Below are 15,556 nucleotides of genomic sequence, written 5' to 3'. Positions count from 1 at the left end.
CCCCTGGGCCGGCTCACCGCCGCGCAGGCCGAGGCGGTCGCGGCGCTGACCGACGGGCCGGTGGTGGTGACCCCGTGGCGGACCGTCGTCGTGGTCGCCGCACCCGAGTCGGCGGTGCCGGTGCTGACCGGGGCCGGGCTGGTCGTCGATCCCGCCTCGCCCTGGGTCGGGGTGACCGCCTGCGCGGGCCGACCCGGTTGCGGCAGCGCGTTGGCCGACGTCCGCGCCGACGCCACGGCCGCCCTGACCGCCGCCGCACCGCCCGCCGACGACGCGCTTCCCCTGCACTGGGCGGGCTGTGACCGGTGCTGCGGCCGACCGTCCGGTCCGGCTGCCCTGGCGGTGGCCACCGGCGCCGGTTACCGTGTCGCCGGTCCCCGAGGGGATCACCACGGCCCGCTGTCCGAGCGGGTGGCACAGGCACGGAGACCACGATGAGTTACGACTACGTCCGCGAAGGCGCCGAGATCTACCGCCGCTCGTTCGCCACCATCCGCGCCGAGACCGACCTGTCCCGCTTCCCCGCCGACGTCGCCCGGGTGGTGGTGCGCATGATCCACGCCTGCGGCATGGTCGACCTGGTCGACGACGTGGAGGCGCACCCCGAGGTGGTCGCCGCCGGGTACGCCGCACTGGCCGCCGGTGCGCCGGTGCTCTGCGACGCGGCGATGGTCGCCGCCGGGATCACCCGCACCCGGCTGCCCGCCGACAACGAGGTGGTGTGCACGCTGCGTGATCCGGCGGTGCCCGATTTGGCCCGGCAGTTCGGCACCACCCGCAGCGCCGCCGCCATGGAGTTGTGGCGGGACCGGCTCGACGGCGCCGTGGTCGCCATCGGCAACGCCCCGACCTCCCTGTTCCGGCTGCTGGAACTCGTCGACGAGGGCGCGGGTCGGCCGGCGGCGGTGGTGGGCGTACCGGTCGGGTTCATCGGCGCGGCCGAGTCCAAGCAGGCGCTGGCCACGCATCCGGCCCGGATCCCGTACCTGGTCGTGCAGGGTCGTCGGGGCGGCAGCGCCGTCACCGCGGCGGCCGTGAACGGCATCGCGAGCGAGGTGGAGTGACCATGGTGGAGCCCGGCACGCTCTACGGCGTCGGGGTCGGACCCGGCGACCCGGAACTGTTGACGGTCAAGGCGGCCCGGCTGATCGCCGAGACCGACGTGGTCGCGTACTACTCGGCCCGGCACGGCCGCAGCATCGCCCGCTCCATCGTGGCCGGTCTGCTGCGGGAGGACCACGTACACGAGGCCCTGGTCTACCCGGTCACCACCGAGGGCACCGACGACCCGGCCGGCTACGAGGGCGTGATCCGCCGGTTCTACGACGACAGCGCCGAACGGCTGGCCGTCCACCTGGCCGCCGGACGCGACGTGGTGGTGCTCTGCGCGGGCGACCCGATGTTCTACGGCTCCTACATGTACCTGCACGAGCGGCTCGCGCACCGGTTCCCGGCCGAGGTGGTGCCGGGGGTGACCTCGATCAGCGCCGCCTCCGCCGTGCTGGGTCGGCCGCTCGTCGAACGCGACGAGGTGCTGACCGTCCTGCCCGGCACGCTGCCCGCCGAGGAACTCGCCCGGCGGCTCGCCGACACCGACGCCGCCGCCGTACTCAAGCTGGGCCGGACCTTCGACAACGTCCGCGCCGCCCTGGACGACGCGGGCCGACTGCCCGAGACCTGGTACGTGGAGCGGGCCACCTCACCACGCGGACGACACGCCCCGCTGGCCGACGTGTCCACCGACGAAGTGCCGTACTTCTCGCTGGCGTTGCTGCCCAGCCCGACCAGCGCCGCCAGCCGCGACGACCTGCCGGCACCCGGACCGGCGTCGGCGGGGGAGGTGGTCGTGGTCGGGCTCGGCCCGGCCGGACCCCGCTGGCTCACCCCCGAGGTGGCGCGGGCGCTGCGCGAGGCCGAGCACCTGGTGGGCTACGGCCCGTACGTGGACCGGGTGCCGGCGCGTCCCGGCCAGCAGCGGCACACCTCGGGCAACCAGGTGGAGACCGAACGGGCCGCCCACGCCCTGGAGCTGGCACTCGGCGGGGCCCGGGTGGTGGTGGTGTCCTCCGGCGACCCCGGCGTGTTCGCCATGGCCAGCGCGGTCTACGAGGTGGCGACCGGCCAGGCGAGATTCGCCGGGGTGCCGGTACGGGTGCTGCCGGGCCTGACGGCGGCGCAGGCGGCGGCGAGCCGGGTGGGTGCCCCGCTCGGGCACGACTTCGCGGTGCTGTCCCTGTCGGACCGGCTCAAACCGTGGCCGGTCATCGAGGCCCGCCTGGCCGCCGCCGCCGCGGCCGACCTGGTCCTGGCGCTTTACAACCCGGCCTCGGCCAGCCGTCGCTGGCAGGTGGGCGCGGCCCGGGAGACGCTGCTGCGCCACCGTGACCCCAAGACGCCTGTGGTGCTGGCCCGAGACGTGGGCCGTGTCACCGAGTCCGTCACCGTGATCACGCTCGGTGATCTCGACCCGGACACCGTGGACATGCGGTGCCTGCTCATCATCGGCTCGTCGACCACCCAGGTCAGCACGCGGGGCGACGACTCGGTGGCGGTCTGGACGCCGCGCACCTATCCCGGCTGAACCGGCAGCGCCGACACCCAGTCCACCGCCTCGTCCACCCTGGACACCGTCGTCGGATGGACGGCGGGCACCGGCCGGTCGATCATCAGCACCGGTAGGCCGAGCTGTCGGGCCGCGTCGAGTTTCGCCTCGGTGAGCCGGCCGCCGCTGTCCTTGGTCACCACCACGTCGAGGCGATGGGTGCGGATCAGCTCCAGTTCACCGGCGAGCGTGTAGGGACCCCGGCTGCGCAGCAGTCGGATGTGTTCCGGCAGCGGCTCCTCCGGCGCGTCCACGACCCGGGCCAGGATCCACAGCCCGGTCGACGGGCGGAACGCCGCAAGGCTCTGCCGTCCGGTGGTGAGCAGGACCCGCCGCCCGAGCGCCGGAAGTTCCCGGACGGCGGCGGCCACGTCCGGCACACGGTGCCAGCGGTCACCCGGCCGCGCCGTCCAGCCCGGTCGTTCCAGCCGCAGATGAGGTACGCCGACCTGGGCAGCGGCGGTGACGGCGGCGGTCCGGATCCGGGCCGCGTACGGGTGGGTGGCGTCGACCAGTACGTCGACGGGGTGCGTGTCGAGCCACCGGGCCAGGCCGTCGGCACCACCGAACCCCCCGATGCGTACCTCACCGACCGGCAGGCGGGGATCGGCGACCCGCCCGGCCAGCGACGAGATCACCGACAGCCCCGGCCGGTCGACGAGTCGGGCGGCGAGATCACGTGCCTCGGCGGTGCCCCCGAGGATGAGTACCCGCACCCGCCACCCCCTGCTGCTCGTTCCCCGATCGACCAGTCAACCACGCGCCTTCGTGTAAGGAAGGGCCCCCTGCTAACGCCTACGGTATAGAAGGGGTCCCTTCCTAACATCGGCGCCGGCGCCGGCTCTCCCGTGCGGGCACCTTGTTCCGGAGCCGGCGCCGGCGCGGCGGTGGGCGCCGGTACGGGCCCTCCGCGTGGGTGCCGGCGCCGGCTTGCGCAGCGGTCAGGCGGCGACGAACCCGTCGATCTGGTTGATCGCTCCGGTGGCGCCCTCCACCATGCCCATGTCCAGCACCTGCTGGAGCGCCTCGGCGGACGGGTAGGTGCTCACGTACGTCACCCGGGTCCCGCCGTCGTGCGCGCTGAAGGTGTAGACGCACTTGGAGACCGGCATCTCCGGGTTGGGGGAGAGGTCGTCGTGGGCGAAGCCGTCGTCGAAGGCGAAGCTGCGAGCCTCGTCCACGGCCGTGACCAGCCAGTACCCGGCGTACCGCTCGCCCTCCGGGCTGGTCATGTAGTAGGTGACCCGGCCCCCGGGCGTGAGATCGTGGTCGACCACGGTGGCCGGATAGGTCGGCGGTCCCCAGACCTTCTCCAGTTGGCGTGGGTCGGCGTACACCTGCCAGATCCGCTCCACCGGTGCGGCGAAGTCGGCGGTGATGGTCAGGCTCAGGTTGTCGAGGTCCTGCTTGACGTCGGTGACGGGCACTGTTCAGTCCTCCTGGACGGTCTCGGATGCGATGAGCATGTCGATGCGGGCGATGCGGCCGCGCCAGACCTGTTCGAGCTCGGTGAGCATGGACGCCACCGACCGCACCGCCTGCACGTCGCCGCTGGCCAGTTGCTCGCGGCCGCTGCGTCGCTTGGTCAGCAGGCCGGCCCTCTCCAGCACGGCGACGTGTTTCTGCACGGCGGCGAAGCTCATGTCGTAGTTGGCGGCGAGCGCGGAGACGGAGTGCTCCCCGGCGAGCACGCGGCGCAGGATGTCGCGCCGGGTGCGGTCGGCGAGCGCGTGGAACAGGGCGTCCGCCCGGTCGTCACTCGTCTCCGTCACCACCCCAACATACAACCAATCAGTTGTACGTCGCCAGACCTTCGCAGGATTCATCCCCGCGTGTCGCGGCGCGGGGTGTGGCGCCTCGCGGTGCGGACACGAGCGCGGTGCGCGGCTGAGTCGCCGGACGCGCGGCCGTCGATACGCATGGAAGGAAGGGTCCCCCGTTAACACCAGGTGTTAACGGGGGACCCTTCCTTGCATGCGGGTGGGGCGGTGCCTGGGTAGGTGGGGAGATTTGTTGTCGCTAGAGCGACAACAAATCTCCCCACCTCCTAGCAAGCTGGCCTGAGTGGGTACGGCTACGGGGCGGTGGGGCTTTCCGCCGGGCCGCTCCGGCGTCGCGCGAACGTCCGCGCCGCCACCACCGGCAGGACGCGCAGGAGTAGCGCCAGAATCACCGCCAACGTGGCAGCCTGCTCCACCGACAGCCCCTGCCACACCAGCACCGCGCCCGCACCCACACCGGTCAGCAGCGCACCACGCACGACGCGCAGCGCGACGACCAGGCCCGAGGGCTCCTCTCCGTCCCGGTCGGGCCTCGACCACAGCGTGCTCACCGCCGCCGTGACCGCGAACAGCACGGCGATCAGCAACGCCCAGAGGGCGACTCGTCCGGCACCGGCGTCGTCGGTCAGCGACGGTACGGCGAAGTTGGCCACCAGGAGAATGGCAAGGGTTGGTACCCACGTCAGGAGGAAGGCGGCCAGCCCGGTCTGCAACGCCCTGCGACCTCGACTGACCTGTGGTTGCACCTGGCTTCCGATGCCGGCGGTCACCTCGTCGGGGGCCCATACCAGCTGGCCGACCCTGCGCGGCTCGGGCGTTGGCTCTGACATGGCGGCAAGCCTAGTGTGGAGGACTTCCGCCGCCATGCTCGGTCTCTCGGTCACCACATGCGGCGCGTCGGCCACCGCGCGGTGTCACCCTTCGCGTAGGACGGCGGTGAGTGCGGCGTCGAGGATGTCCAGGCCGGCGTGCAGGTCTTCGTCGCTGATGGTGAGCGGTGGTGCGATGCGGAAGATCCCGCCCATGCCCGGCAGTTGGACGATGTTCATGTGCAGTCCCCGGTCGAGGCAGGCCGAGGTGACCCGGGCACCCAACGCGTCGGCCGGTGTGCGGCTCACCTTGTCGGTCACCAGCTCGATGCCCTGGAGCAGGCCCCGGCCCCGGACGTCGCCCACCACCTCGTGTTCGTCTCGCAGCGCCTGGAGCCGATCGGTGAGCTGCTCGCCGAGTCGCGCGGCACGCCGCACCAGATCCTCTCGGGCGATGACGTCGAGCACGGTCAGCGCGACCGCCGCCGCCAGCGGGTCGGAGACGTGGGTGGTGTAGAAGAGGAACCCCCGGTCGTGGCAGACCTGCTCGATCTCGGCGCTGGTCACCACGGCGGCCACCGGCAGTCCCGCCCCGAGGGTCTTCGACAGGGTCAGGATGTCGGGGGCGACGCCGTCGCGCTCGAAGGCGTACATCGTGCCGGTGCGGCCGAGGCCGGTCTGCGCCTCGTCGAGGATGAGGAGCATCCCGCGCTCGTCGCACATCTGCCGGAGGCGGGCCAGGTATCCGGGCGGCAGGTCGATGATGCCGCCCGAGGAGAGGATCGGTTCGACCAGGCAGGCGGCGAGGCTTCCGGCGGACTGCTGGTCGACCAGGGCGAAGCCGTACGCGAGTTCGGCCTCCCATTCGTGTGCGCCGTCTGCGCTACGGAACGGCGACCGGTAGGCGTTCGGTGTGGGCAGGGCGAGGTTACCCGGGATCGGCGGACCGTAGCCGCGCCGCCCGGCGGAGAACGTCGCCGAGGCCGCCCCCTGCGTCATGCCGTGCCAGGACCGGTCGAAGGAGACGATCTCGTACCGGCCGGTGTAGAGCTTGGCCATCTTGATCGCCGCCTCGTTCGCTTCGGCGCCGGTGGTGAGCAGCAGCGTCTTGCCGAGCGGGTCGGGCAGTGTGGCGGCGAGCCGTTCGGCCAGCGCGAGCAGCGGCGGGCTGAGCATGCCGCTGTAGAGGTGGTCCAGTGAGGCGACCGCGGACGAGACGGTGGAGACGATGTCCGGGTGCCCGTGGCCGAGGATGGCGCTCATCTGCCCCGAGGTGAAGTCGAGGATCGACCTGCCCTCGCGGTCGAAGACGTACGCCCCCCGGGCGCGTTCGATGATCCGGGGAGTGAAGCTGGCCCCGTACCGGATCAGCAGGCGGTCCGCCTGGTCCCAGAAGGTCGTGTCCATCAGCGGTCCTCTCGTCCGTCGGGCGGCGGAGCCGGTCCCTGCCGGTCATCCTGCGACGGCCCCGGCGGGGCGACAAGCAGACAAAGATCGCTGATCGTTCGTCGTCGCCGTACGGTCGACGCATGCTGAACCCTCGACGCCTGGTGGTGCTGCGGGCGGTCCTGTTGGCCGGATCGATCAACCGGGCCGCCCGGAACCTGAACTACGCCCCGGCCACGATCAGTCAGCACATGACCGAACTGGCCAGGGAGACCGGCCTGGTCCTCTTCGTGAGGCAGGGACGGGGCATCGTCGCCACCGACGCCGCCCGACATCTCGCCGACCAGGCGCAGACACTGGTCGCCGACTTCGAGCGGCTGGAACGGGTCGTCGCGGACCTGCGTGGCGGCCAGGGCGAGCACCTGGCGATCGCCTGTTTCGCCTCGGCGGCCGAACGGTGGATCCCGGAGCTGGTGCGGACCGTTCGGCAGCACCGACCGAACCTCACCGTCGAGATCAGCCTCAACGAGCCGGTCGACGGGCGGGGGCGCCGGCAGCCGGACCTGGACATCCGCACCGAGCCGGCCGGCGGCGTCGAGGTACGGCTCGACGGCTACCAGCGGCACGACCTCGCCGTCGAGGAACTCGTCGCCGTCCTGCCCGCCGGGCACCCGCTCGTGGACGCCCCCGAGATCGCGTTGCGGGACCTCGGTGCCGAGCCGTGGGTGGACCACGACATCTACGACAGCCCGATCGGGCAGATCATCTCCAGCGCCTGCCGGACCGCCGGGTTCACCCCCCGATTCGCCGCCCGTCTGGACGACCACCGGGCAGCATTGCGCCTGGTGGCGGCCGGTGTCGGCGTCACACTGCTGCCGCGCCTGGCCGTCGTGGAGCTGCCCGGGGGCGCGGTGGCGAGGCCGGTGGTCCGTCCCGTCGTCCGGCGTCGCATCGTCGTGCACGTCCGCCGGGACCACCGTCGGCAGGAACTCCTCGCCCGCGCGGTGGCGCGGCTGCGCGCGGACGCCGAGGCCGATCCCTGCACCGCCATGCCTGACCGCTGACGCGACGACCGACGATCCGAGGCGGGGTCTGCGCATGACCGGTGATCCGGCGAACGGGAGTACGCGCGTGCCCGGTGTCCGAGGACACCGGGCACGACGGTGGTGCGACTGCCGTCTAGCGCAGCGGCCGGAAGCCGGCGCGCAGTTCCTCGGCGAAGGCCATCGGCCGTTCCCAGGCGGCGAAGTGCCCGCCCCGGTCGAGCCGGTGGTAGTAGACGAGGTTCGGGTACGCCTGCTCCACCCAGCTACGCGGTGCCTCGTACAGCTCGTCCGGGAAGACGCTCACCGCCACCGGCACGCGTACGCCCTTGGTGGCGAAGAACGAGAGTGCGTTCTCCGCGTAGAGCCGGGACGACGAGACGCCGGTGTTCGTCAACCAGTACAACGTGATGTTGTCCAGCACGTCGTCCCGGCTGAGGCCGCCGGGCCCGCCCGCGAAGACCCGCGAGATGAGGTCCAGACTGCGCGCGTCGTGGTCGAGCAGGAACGCGGCCAGGCCGACCGGCGAGTCCGCCAGCGCGGTCAGGGTCTGCGGCCGGGTGCCCATCATGAGGGCGTACGCGACGTGCTTCCACACGAAGTTCAGTTGCTCGCAGGCGCGCCGTTCCTCGTCGGAGAGGTTCGACGGCAGCGAGCCGAGGGCATCGTTCGCCCCGCTCATGTCGGACTGGAACAGCTTGTCGAGATCCGCTGGTACGGCTCCCGGCATGTTGGTGTGGATCCCGGCCAACTCCGGCGGTGCCTGGACCCCCATCAGGTCCGAGATGATCGCGCCCCAGTCGCCGCCCTGGGCGACGAAGCGGTCGTACCCGAGGCGCCGCATCAGCTCGGTCCACGCGCTCGCGATGTGCTCCGGACCCCAGCCCGGCATGGTCGGCTTACCGGAGAAGCCGTGCCCGGGCATGGACGGGATCACCACGTGGAAGGCGTCCGAGGCGCTGCCGCCGTGGGCGGTGGGATCGGTCAGCGGGCCGATGACCTTGAGCTGTTCGATCACCGAGCCGGGCCAGCCGTGCGTGATGATCAGCGGCAGCGCGTCCTCGTGCTTCGAGCGGACGTGGATGAAGTGGATGTCCAGTCCGTCGATCTCGGTCATGAACTGCGGAACGCTGTTCAGCCGCGCCTCGACGCCACGCCAGTCGTACTCCTGCTCCCAGTAGCGCGCGACCGCCTGGATCGTGGCGAGCGGCACGCCCTGCGACTGGTCGGCGACGGTCTCCTGCTCCGGCCACCGGGTGGCGGCGATCCGGCGGCGCAGGTCGTCCAGCTCCGCCTGCGGGATCTCGACCGTGAACGGCCGGATCTGCGTGGTACGCGGTCGGGCTTCGGTCTTGACGGCCATCTCTGCCTCCTTCTCCCGCTCTCGCGGGTGTACGGGAGTCGTCGGACGGGGTCAGCGCCGTGCGGCGAATCGGTCGAGGTACGCCCCGTAGCCCTCGCGCTCCAGGTCGTCGCGGGGCACGAAGCGCATCGCGGCGGAGTTCATGCAGTAGCGCAGCCCGCCGGTCTCGATCGGACCGTCGTCGAAGACGTGGCCGAGGTGGCTGTCGCCGTGCGCGGACCGGACCTCGGTGCGGGTGACGCCGAGGCTGCTGTCCGGGATCTCGACGAGGTTCGTGGACTCGACCGGCCTGCTGAACGTCGGCCAGCCGGTGCCGCTGTCGTACTTGTCGACGGAGGCGAACAGGGGTTCACCGGACACCACGTCGACATAGAGACCGGGATCCTTCTTGTCCCAGTACTCGTTGGCGAAGGGCGTCTCGGTCGCGGCCTCCTGTGTGACCCGGTACTGCTCGGGCGTCAGGTTCGAGACCTTTTCGGGGTTCTTGCGGTAGTCCTGAGACACGACTTCTCCTCCCGGCGGGCAGTGCCCGGTGGTCGGGGAATCTCCGAACCCGCTGCCTACCCGGCCTGCCTCCGCCTACGCCACACAGTCACCGGGAGGCGTACGCGGCCCGGGCGGGGGCACCCACCTCGTGCAGGTGTCGCAGCGCCTGCCGGTACGAGTCGACCAGGCCGGTCTGCTCGTAGTGAACCCCGATCTCGGCGCAGTACGCCTGCACGATCGGCTGGGCCCGGCGCAGGTTGGGCGTCGGCATGGCGGGGAAGAGGTGGTGTTCGATCTGGTAGTTCAGGCCGCCGAGTGCCGCGTCCACCAACCGGCTGCCGTAAACGTTGCGCGAGGTCAGCACCTGCTTGCGCAGATAGTCCTCGGTGCCGGTCGGATGCGGCATCCCCTTGTGGTTGGGCGCGAAGGTCATCCCGAGATAGACGCCGAAGAGCGCCTGGTGCAGCAGCAGGAAGGCGACGGCCTGCGGCGGGGTCAGCACGAGCAGCAGGGCCGTGAGGTAGCCACCGGCGTGCAGGAGAAGCAGGGCGGTCTCCACACCGGGTCGCTTCACCGTGCCGTCCCGCAACGCCTTGACGCTGGACACCTTCAGGCTGACGGCGAGCAGGGTGAGCAGCGGGAAGAACAGGACGCCCTGGTGCCGGACGACGAATCCGCGCAGCCCGCGACGGCCGACGGCCGACTCCGCGGTCCAGACGAGCACCTCCGGGGCCACGTCCGGGTCGAGATCGTCGTGATTGGGGTTGTTGTGGTGGCGGGTGTGCTTCTCCATCCACCAGCCGTAGCTCATCCCGACGCCGAGGTTGCCGGCGACCAGCCCGGCGACCGCACTCGGACGCCTGGTCCGGAACACCTGGCGGTGTGCCAAATCGTGTGCCACGAGCGCGACCTGGGCGAACGTGACGGCGAGGAAGACCGCGGTGATCATCTGCCACCACGACGAACCGAGGGCGACGAAGGCCGTCCAGCCACCGACGAACATGAGCCCGACGACACCCAACCTCAGGGCGTAGTAGAGGGGCCGGCGTCGCATCAACCCGGCATCGGTGATCCGGCGGGACAGGACGGCGAAATCGCTGCCGCTCGTCGGGCGCGGCGGCGTCGTGGCGGTCGTCATGGTCCCAGCAGACCGTATAGGGGACGCCCCCGTCAGGAGTTCTGCCCCCACCCTACGACGGGGTGCTAGCACCACCGAGAAGCGGCTGACACGCAGGCACAATGTGACGATGGACCGGGTCGACGGCGACGAGCGGGCGTACGCCTGGGCGTGGCGGGGCCTGCGCGCCGTACTCGCCGGTCTGGCCGCCGTCGGTCTGGCCGTGACCAACCTCGTGCTGCTCGGCGTCTCGCTGGTGGCACTGGCCCTGGTCCCGGTGCCGTTCCTCGGCATGGCGTTGCTGCCGTGGACGATGACGCTGGTCCGCCACCGCGCGGATCTCGAACGCCGGCGGGCCACCCGCGCCGGTGTCCCGGTGTCCCGGCCGTACCGTCCGCCCCCGGCACGCGGCGTCCCCGGCGGGTGGCGGCGGTTCCGCTGGATCGTCACCGACCCGGCCACCTGGCGCGATCTCGCCTGGCTCCTGCCCGGCGCGGTGGTGTCCACCGCCCTCGGTCTGATCTCGCTGGCCGTGCCGCTCTACGGCGTCATGGGCCTGACGTTGGTGCCGGTCTGGATCTGGCTCGGCACCGACTGGTACGGCTACGGCCTCGTCTGGTCGGTCGACACCGTCGTGGAAGGGCTGGTCTGCGTGCCGCAGGGCGTCGCCATCCTCGCCGGTGGGCTCTGGTTGGCCCCGTGGCTGCGCCGCGTCGACGGGTACTTCGCCCGGCTGCTGCTCGCCCCGACCAAGGCCGCGGAGCTGCGACTGCGCGTCACCGAACTGACCGTCACCCGGGCCGACACCGTCGACGCCCAGGCCGCCGAGCTGCGTCGCATCGAGCGTGACCTGCACGACGGCATCCAGGCTCGCCTCGTCTCCCTGGGCATGATGATCGGCCTGGCCGACGAGCTGATCGACCGTGACCCGAACGCGGCTCGTGAGATGCTCGCGGAAGCGCGGGAGTCCAGCGGCACCGCCCTGGTCGAGTTGCGCCATCTCGTCCGGGGCATCCATCCGCCGGTGCTGGCCGAGCGCGGGCTCGACGGCGCGGTGCGGGCGTTGGCGCTGGGCCTGCCCGTGCCGATCACGGTCGATGTCGACCTGCCCGGCCGACTCGACACCCCGGTCGAGTCGGCCGCCTACTTCGCCGTGGCCGAGACGTTGACCAACCTGGTCCGGCACAGTCGGGCGCGGACCGGGGCGGTGTCCCTGCGGCACTCCGACGGCACGCTGACCATGGTGGTCGCCGACGACGGGACCGGTGGTGCCGACCCGGGCGCCGGTTCCGGCCTCCGGGGTATCGAACGCCGTCTGGCCGCCTTCGATGGCACGATCACCGTGTCGAGCCCGGCCGGAGGGCCCACCGTCGTCACCATGGAGCTGCCGTGCGCGTTGTCATCGCCGAGGACCACGCACTCCTCCGGGACGGGTTGACCCGGATCCTGCGGGCCTTCGACTTCGACGTCGTCGCGGCCGTCGACAACGGCCCCGCCCTGCTGCCGGCGCTGGTCAGCCTCCGGCCCCAGGTGGCGGTCGTGGACGTGCGGCTACCGCCGACGTTCACCGACGAGGGTCTGCACGCCGCGATCGCCGCCCGTACCCGGATCCCCGGTCTGCCGATCCTCGTGCTGTCCCAACACGTCGAGCCGTTGTACGCCCGGGAGTTGCTCAGCACACCGCACGGCGGCGTGGGTTACCTGCTCAAGGATCGGGTGTCCCACGTCGGCGAGTTCGTCGACGCGGTCCGCCGGGTCGCCCAGGGCGGGACCGCGATGGACCCTGAGGTGATCTCTCGACTGCTGGCCCGCCGGGAGCCTCTCGCGGTCCTCACCGTCCGGGAGCGGGAGGTGCTCGGCGAGATGGCCGAGGGCCGCTCCAACGCCGCGATCGCCGGCAAGCTGCACATCACCGAGAAGGCCGTCAGCAAGCACATCAACAACATCTTCACCAAGCTCGACATGCCGCCCTCGGACGACCACAACCGGCGGGTCCTCGCCGTACTGGCGTACCTCAACCCCTGACGGGGTCGACGTTCCGTCTCAGGCGTCCGCTCTCCACCGACGGTCACCGTCCGCGAGGGCGGGGCGGACCTCCGGGCCGCCCCGCCGCACGTCGGTGCTCAGCTGGTCGGGAAGTTGTCCGGGGTACGGATCCGGTCGCGTACCCAGACCCCGGCGGGCTTGAGGACGCCGGTCCCGGTGTACGAGCTGCCGCCGCAGGTGCCGGTGAGGAAGACGGCACCGCTGCGGAAGTCGTCGGAGAAGTTCCAGTTCACCCAACTGATCTTCTTGGTGGCCATCAGGTCCAGGTACTGCTGGGCACGGGTGAAGTCGTTCGCCCCGTCGCCGGAGGCGGTCTGGGTGCCGAACTCGGTGACGAAGACCGGCAGCCGGTCGGCGGTCCGGGACAGCGCGTTCAGGTACGTCGTGCCGTGCGAGGCGGCGTAGAAGTGGAAGGTGTACATGATGTTCGAGGCGTTGACCGGGCTGTTGACGATCTCGGTCTCCGAGGAGCCCTCGGAGAGGCCCAGCGACGACCAGGCGCGGGTGCCGACCAGCACCACGCCGTCGGGGTCCTGCGCCCGGATGACCGGGATGATCTGCTCGGCGTAGCTCTTGATCGACGCCCAGCTCACCCCGTTGGGCTCGTTGGCCACCTCGTACAGGATGTTGGTCTTGTCCTTGTGGCGCTGGGCGATCTCGGTGAAGAAGGTGCGCGCCCGGGCCAGGTTGTGGTTCGGGTCGCCCGGGGTGAGCATGTGCCAGTCGACGATGGCGTACATGCCGCGTGCGGTGGCCCGTTCGATGTAGTCGTGCACCCGGTCGGTGAAGCCGCGCGGGTCGGTCTCGTAGCCGCCCTCCTGGATGTACATGGAGATGCGCAGCACGTCGGCGTTCCAGTCGTAGGCGAGCGCGTCCAGCGAGGCGTTGTTGACGCACTGCGAGTACCACTGGATGCCGTGGGTGCTCATGCCGCGCAACTGGATCGGTCGGCCGTACTTGTTGCAGAGCTGCACGCCGCAGACCCGCAGCTGACCGTTGATCGAGGCGGGGGTGCCGGTCACCGTGCCGGGTGCCGTGGTCGCGGTGACCGTCGTGCTCGCCGCCGAGACGTTGCCGGCGGCGTCGCGGGCCCGGACCGAGAAGGTGTACGCGGTGGCGGGGCTCAGGCCGCCGACGGTGGCGGTGGTGGTGCCGACGACGCTGGTGGCGAGCATGCTGCCACGGTAGACGTCGTAGCCGGCGACCCCGACGTTGTCGGTCGCGGCGTTCCAGGCCAGCGCCACGCTCGACGTGCTGGTGCCGGTGACCCGGAGGTTGCCGGGCACGCTGGGCGCCTGGGTGTCGGCGTTGCCGCCGCGGCACGAGCCGCCGTTGACGGTGCAGTTGGTCGGCGTGCCGCTGCCGGAGACGATGAAGCCGAAGGTGGTCGACGCACCGGCGGCCAGGGTGCCGTTCCAGGTGCGGTTGGTGAAGCTGTGCCGGTTGCCGCTGCTGGTCAGCAGGGCGTCCCAGTAGCTGCCGAGCGTGGATCCGGCCGGCAGGTCGAAGTCGACCCGCCAACTGGAGATGGTGGTGGCGGTGTCGTTGCGGACGGTGAAGCGGGCCTCGTAGCCGCCACCCCACTCCTGGACCTTGGCGAAGTCGGCGGTCGCGGCCTGTGCGCCGGGGGCGGCGACCAGGACGCCGGCCATGGCGAGTGTGGCGGCGAGGACTCCGGACACCGCAGTACGCAGTCTGGACATTCCACTCCCTCTGTCGTCGTGGGGTAGCTGCCGACACGCGTCGAAACAGGACTGTAAAGATGTCTTACAGTCGGGTCAACCCGTCGACGGCGATCCATGTAGACCGTGGCGCCCGTTCGCACCTGCACGTGTGGCCGCCGGACGCGTCCGAACCCGTTCGACACCGCGTCTTCCGTGACGGGCGGCGCGTACACCCGGAGAACCGTACGCATCTTCGCCGCCGAGGCCGGGCCGGACGCTACCGGCCCTCCTGCCCAGCGTCGGACCAGGTGCTGATCCGGACGACCAGGTCGTGTCCACCCGTGACGAGGGTGCGCGGGCCGGCGAAGGCCACGCCGTGCACTACTCCGGCGTGGTGGATCCGGCTCACCTCCCGGCCCTCCGGCACCGTCCACACCCGTCCGGTGCGGTCGTCCCCGGCGGTGCCGAGCAGGCGACCCCGCGATCCGAACGCCACCGCCAGGACCCCGCCGTCGTGACGGACGGAGACGACGCGGTCACCGGATGCGGTGTCCCAGACCACGGCGGTGCCGTCGTAACCGGCGGTGGCGAGCAGTGTGCCGTCGGGGCTGAAGGTCACCGCGTTGACCCAGTCGTCGTGTGGCAGCAGCCGCAGCGGTCTGCGTTCTGCGACGCTCCACACCTCGGCGCCCCGGCGTCCGGCAGCCGTGGCCAGCAGCGAGCCGTCGGGATGGAAGGCGACTCCGTGCAGGCGGTGCGAGCCGGCGAACGTGGCCAACCGGCGTCCCGACCGGCTGTCCCAGAGCACGGCGGTCTGGTCGTGGCTGGCGGTGGCGAGCAGTGTGCCGTCGGGGCTGAAGGTCACCGCGTCGACCCAGTCGTCGTGGCGTACCCGCAGCAGTTGGTCACCGGTGACGGCGTCCCAGACGCGGGCGGTGCCGTCCCGCCCCGCCGCCGCGATCCGGGCACCGTCGGGGGTGCAGCAGACGCCGCTGGCCGCATCGTCACCGGGGCCGAGGCGACGACGCCAGCGCAGCCGGTCGTGGCGCAGATCCCAGAGCTGCACCTCGCCGGGCGAGCCGGTCGCCAGGGTGGCCCCCGCGCCGTCGACCGCCACCGCATAGACCCGGCGTCCCACCGCGATCGTCCGTGGGTCGGTCCGGCCGTGCTGGTCGACGCCGGACGGCGTCCCACCGCCGTCGGGCCTGCGTCCACCGTCGGGTGTGGCGGTCGTCGGCGCGGCGGCGGGCGTCGTGGCC

Annotated in this window: 15 protein-coding genes and 1 pseudogene; 6 read left to right on the top strand and 10 right to left on the bottom strand. The window is 71.6% G+C overall.

The window, feature by feature from the left end:
* The 3 genes and pseudogenes from EYA84_RS32465 to EYA84_RS12615 all read left to right on the top strand — a co-directional run.
* Nucleotides 1–438, top strand: a pseudogene (locus EYA84_RS32465) (precorrin-3B synthase); the annotation flags it as partial.
* Nucleotides 435–1,064, top strand: coding sequence for a precorrin-8X methylmutase (locus tag EYA84_RS12620; RefSeq protein ID WP_131053230.1), 630 nt, complete (start codon nucleotides 435–437; stop codon nucleotides 1,062–1,064). The pseudogene EYA84_RS32465 and the gene EYA84_RS12620, both read left to right, overlap by 4 nt.
* A 2-nt stretch (nucleotides 1,065–1,066) precedes the next feature.
* On the top strand, nucleotides 1,067–2,581 hold the full coding sequence (locus tag EYA84_RS12615) for a precorrin-2 C(20)-methyltransferase (protein WP_131053229.1): 1,515 nt from the start codon (nucleotides 1,067–1,069) through the stop codon (nucleotides 2,579–2,581).
* Here the strand turns inward: EYA84_RS12615 and EYA84_RS12610 are convergent.
* The 5 genes from EYA84_RS12610 to EYA84_RS12590 all read right to left on the bottom strand — a co-directional run bounded on the left by EYA84_RS12610 (nucleotide 2,569) and on the right by EYA84_RS12590 (nucleotide 6,599).
* Nucleotides 2,569–3,318 (bottom strand): cobalt-precorrin-6A reductase, encoded by a 750-nt coding sequence (locus EYA84_RS12610; protein ID WP_131053228.1) that lies wholly within the window; start codon nucleotides 3,316–3,318, stop codon nucleotides 2,569–2,571. The two genes, EYA84_RS12615 and EYA84_RS12610, sit on opposite strands and share 13 nt — an antisense overlap.
* A gap of 225 nt (nucleotides 3,319–3,543) precedes the next feature.
* Nucleotides 3,544–4,029 carry an SRPBCC domain-containing protein gene (locus EYA84_RS12605; RefSeq protein ID WP_131053227.1) on the bottom strand — a complete coding sequence of 162 codons (486 nt, stop codon included), beginning with the start codon at nucleotides 4,027–4,029 and terminating at the stop codon, nucleotides 3,544–3,546.
* 3 nt (nucleotides 4,030–4,032) lie between these two features.
* Nucleotides 4,033–4,374, bottom strand: coding sequence for a helix-turn-helix transcriptional regulator (locus EYA84_RS12600; RefSeq protein ID WP_131053226.1), 342 nt, complete (start codon nucleotides 4,372–4,374; stop codon nucleotides 4,033–4,035).
* Between the two features lie 302 nt (nucleotides 4,375–4,676).
* Nucleotides 4,677–5,213: a hypothetical protein gene (locus EYA84_RS12595; RefSeq protein ID WP_131053225.1), complete on the bottom strand. Its 537-nt coding sequence runs from the start codon at nucleotides 5,211–5,213 to the stop codon at nucleotides 4,677–4,679.
* An 84-nt stretch (nucleotides 5,214–5,297) separates the two neighbouring features.
* Entirely contained in the window at nucleotides 5,298–6,599 is a 1,302-nt protein-coding gene (locus EYA84_RS12590; RefSeq protein WP_201272378.1) for an aspartate aminotransferase family protein, read from the bottom strand.
* A gap of 122 nt (nucleotides 6,600–6,721) precedes the next feature.
* Here EYA84_RS12590 and EYA84_RS12585 point away from each other — a divergent pair, with 122 nt between their 5' ends.
* Nucleotides 6,722–7,642, top strand: coding sequence for a LysR family transcriptional regulator (locus EYA84_RS12585; protein WP_131053223.1), 921 nt, complete (start codon nucleotides 6,722–6,724; stop codon nucleotides 7,640–7,642).
* Between the two features lie 115 nt (nucleotides 7,643–7,757).
* Here EYA84_RS12585 and EYA84_RS12580 read toward each other — a convergent pair whose 3' ends face one another.
* The 3 genes from EYA84_RS12580 to EYA84_RS12570 all read right to left on the bottom strand — a co-directional run bounded on the left by EYA84_RS12580 (nucleotide 7,758) and on the right by EYA84_RS12570 (nucleotide 10,608).
* Nucleotides 7,758–8,984, bottom strand: coding sequence for an epoxide hydrolase family protein (locus tag EYA84_RS12580; protein WP_131053222.1), 1,227 nt, complete (start codon nucleotides 8,982–8,984; stop codon nucleotides 7,758–7,760).
* A gap of 51 nt (nucleotides 8,985–9,035) precedes the next feature.
* Entirely contained in the window at nucleotides 9,036–9,488 is a 453-nt protein-coding gene (msrB, locus tag EYA84_RS12575; RefSeq protein ID WP_131053221.1) for a peptide-methionine (R)-S-oxide reductase MsrB, read from the bottom strand.
* 88 nt (nucleotides 9,489–9,576) lie between these two features.
* On the bottom strand, nucleotides 9,577–10,608 hold the full coding sequence (locus tag EYA84_RS12570) for an acyl-CoA desaturase (protein ID WP_131053220.1): 1,032 nt from the start codon (nucleotides 10,606–10,608) through the stop codon (nucleotides 9,577–9,579).
* A 109-nt stretch (nucleotides 10,609–10,717) separates the two neighbouring features.
* On the opposite strand from EYA84_RS12570, the gene EYA84_RS12565 reads away from it, so the two are divergent.
* Together EYA84_RS12565 and EYA84_RS12560 are read left to right on the top strand one after the other, a co-directional pair.
* Nucleotides 10,718–12,025, top strand: coding sequence for a sensor histidine kinase (locus EYA84_RS12565; protein ID WP_162854357.1), 1,308 nt, complete (start codon nucleotides 10,718–10,720; stop codon nucleotides 12,023–12,025).
* Nucleotides 11,977–12,612: a response regulator transcription factor gene (locus EYA84_RS12560; protein WP_131053219.1), complete on the top strand. Its 636-nt coding sequence runs from the start codon at nucleotides 11,977–11,979 to the stop codon at nucleotides 12,610–12,612. The genes EYA84_RS12565 and EYA84_RS12560 overlap by 49 nt, the downstream gene beginning before the upstream one ends.
* Nucleotides 12,613–12,710: 98 nt before the next feature.
* Here EYA84_RS12560 and EYA84_RS12555 read toward each other — a convergent pair whose 3' ends face one another.
* On the bottom strand, nucleotides 12,711–14,336 hold the full coding sequence (locus EYA84_RS12555; RefSeq protein WP_236145731.1) for a cellulase family glycosylhydrolase: 1,626 nt from the start codon (nucleotides 14,334–14,336) through the stop codon (nucleotides 12,711–12,713).
* A 238-nt stretch (nucleotides 14,337–14,574) separates the two neighbouring features.
* Nucleotides 14,575–15,556: WD40 repeat domain-containing protein (locus EYA84_RS12550; RefSeq protein ID WP_131053218.1), on the bottom strand; the 982-nt coding region annotated here is incomplete at its 5' end.

It is taken from the genome of Verrucosispora sp. SN26_14.1 (assembly GCF_004307965.1).
Classification (GTDB): Bacteria; Actinomycetota; Actinomycetes; order Mycobacteriales; family Micromonosporaceae; genus Micromonospora.
Note: the sequence above shows the minus strand (reverse complement) of the source record. Positions and strands in the feature narration are given on the sequence as shown.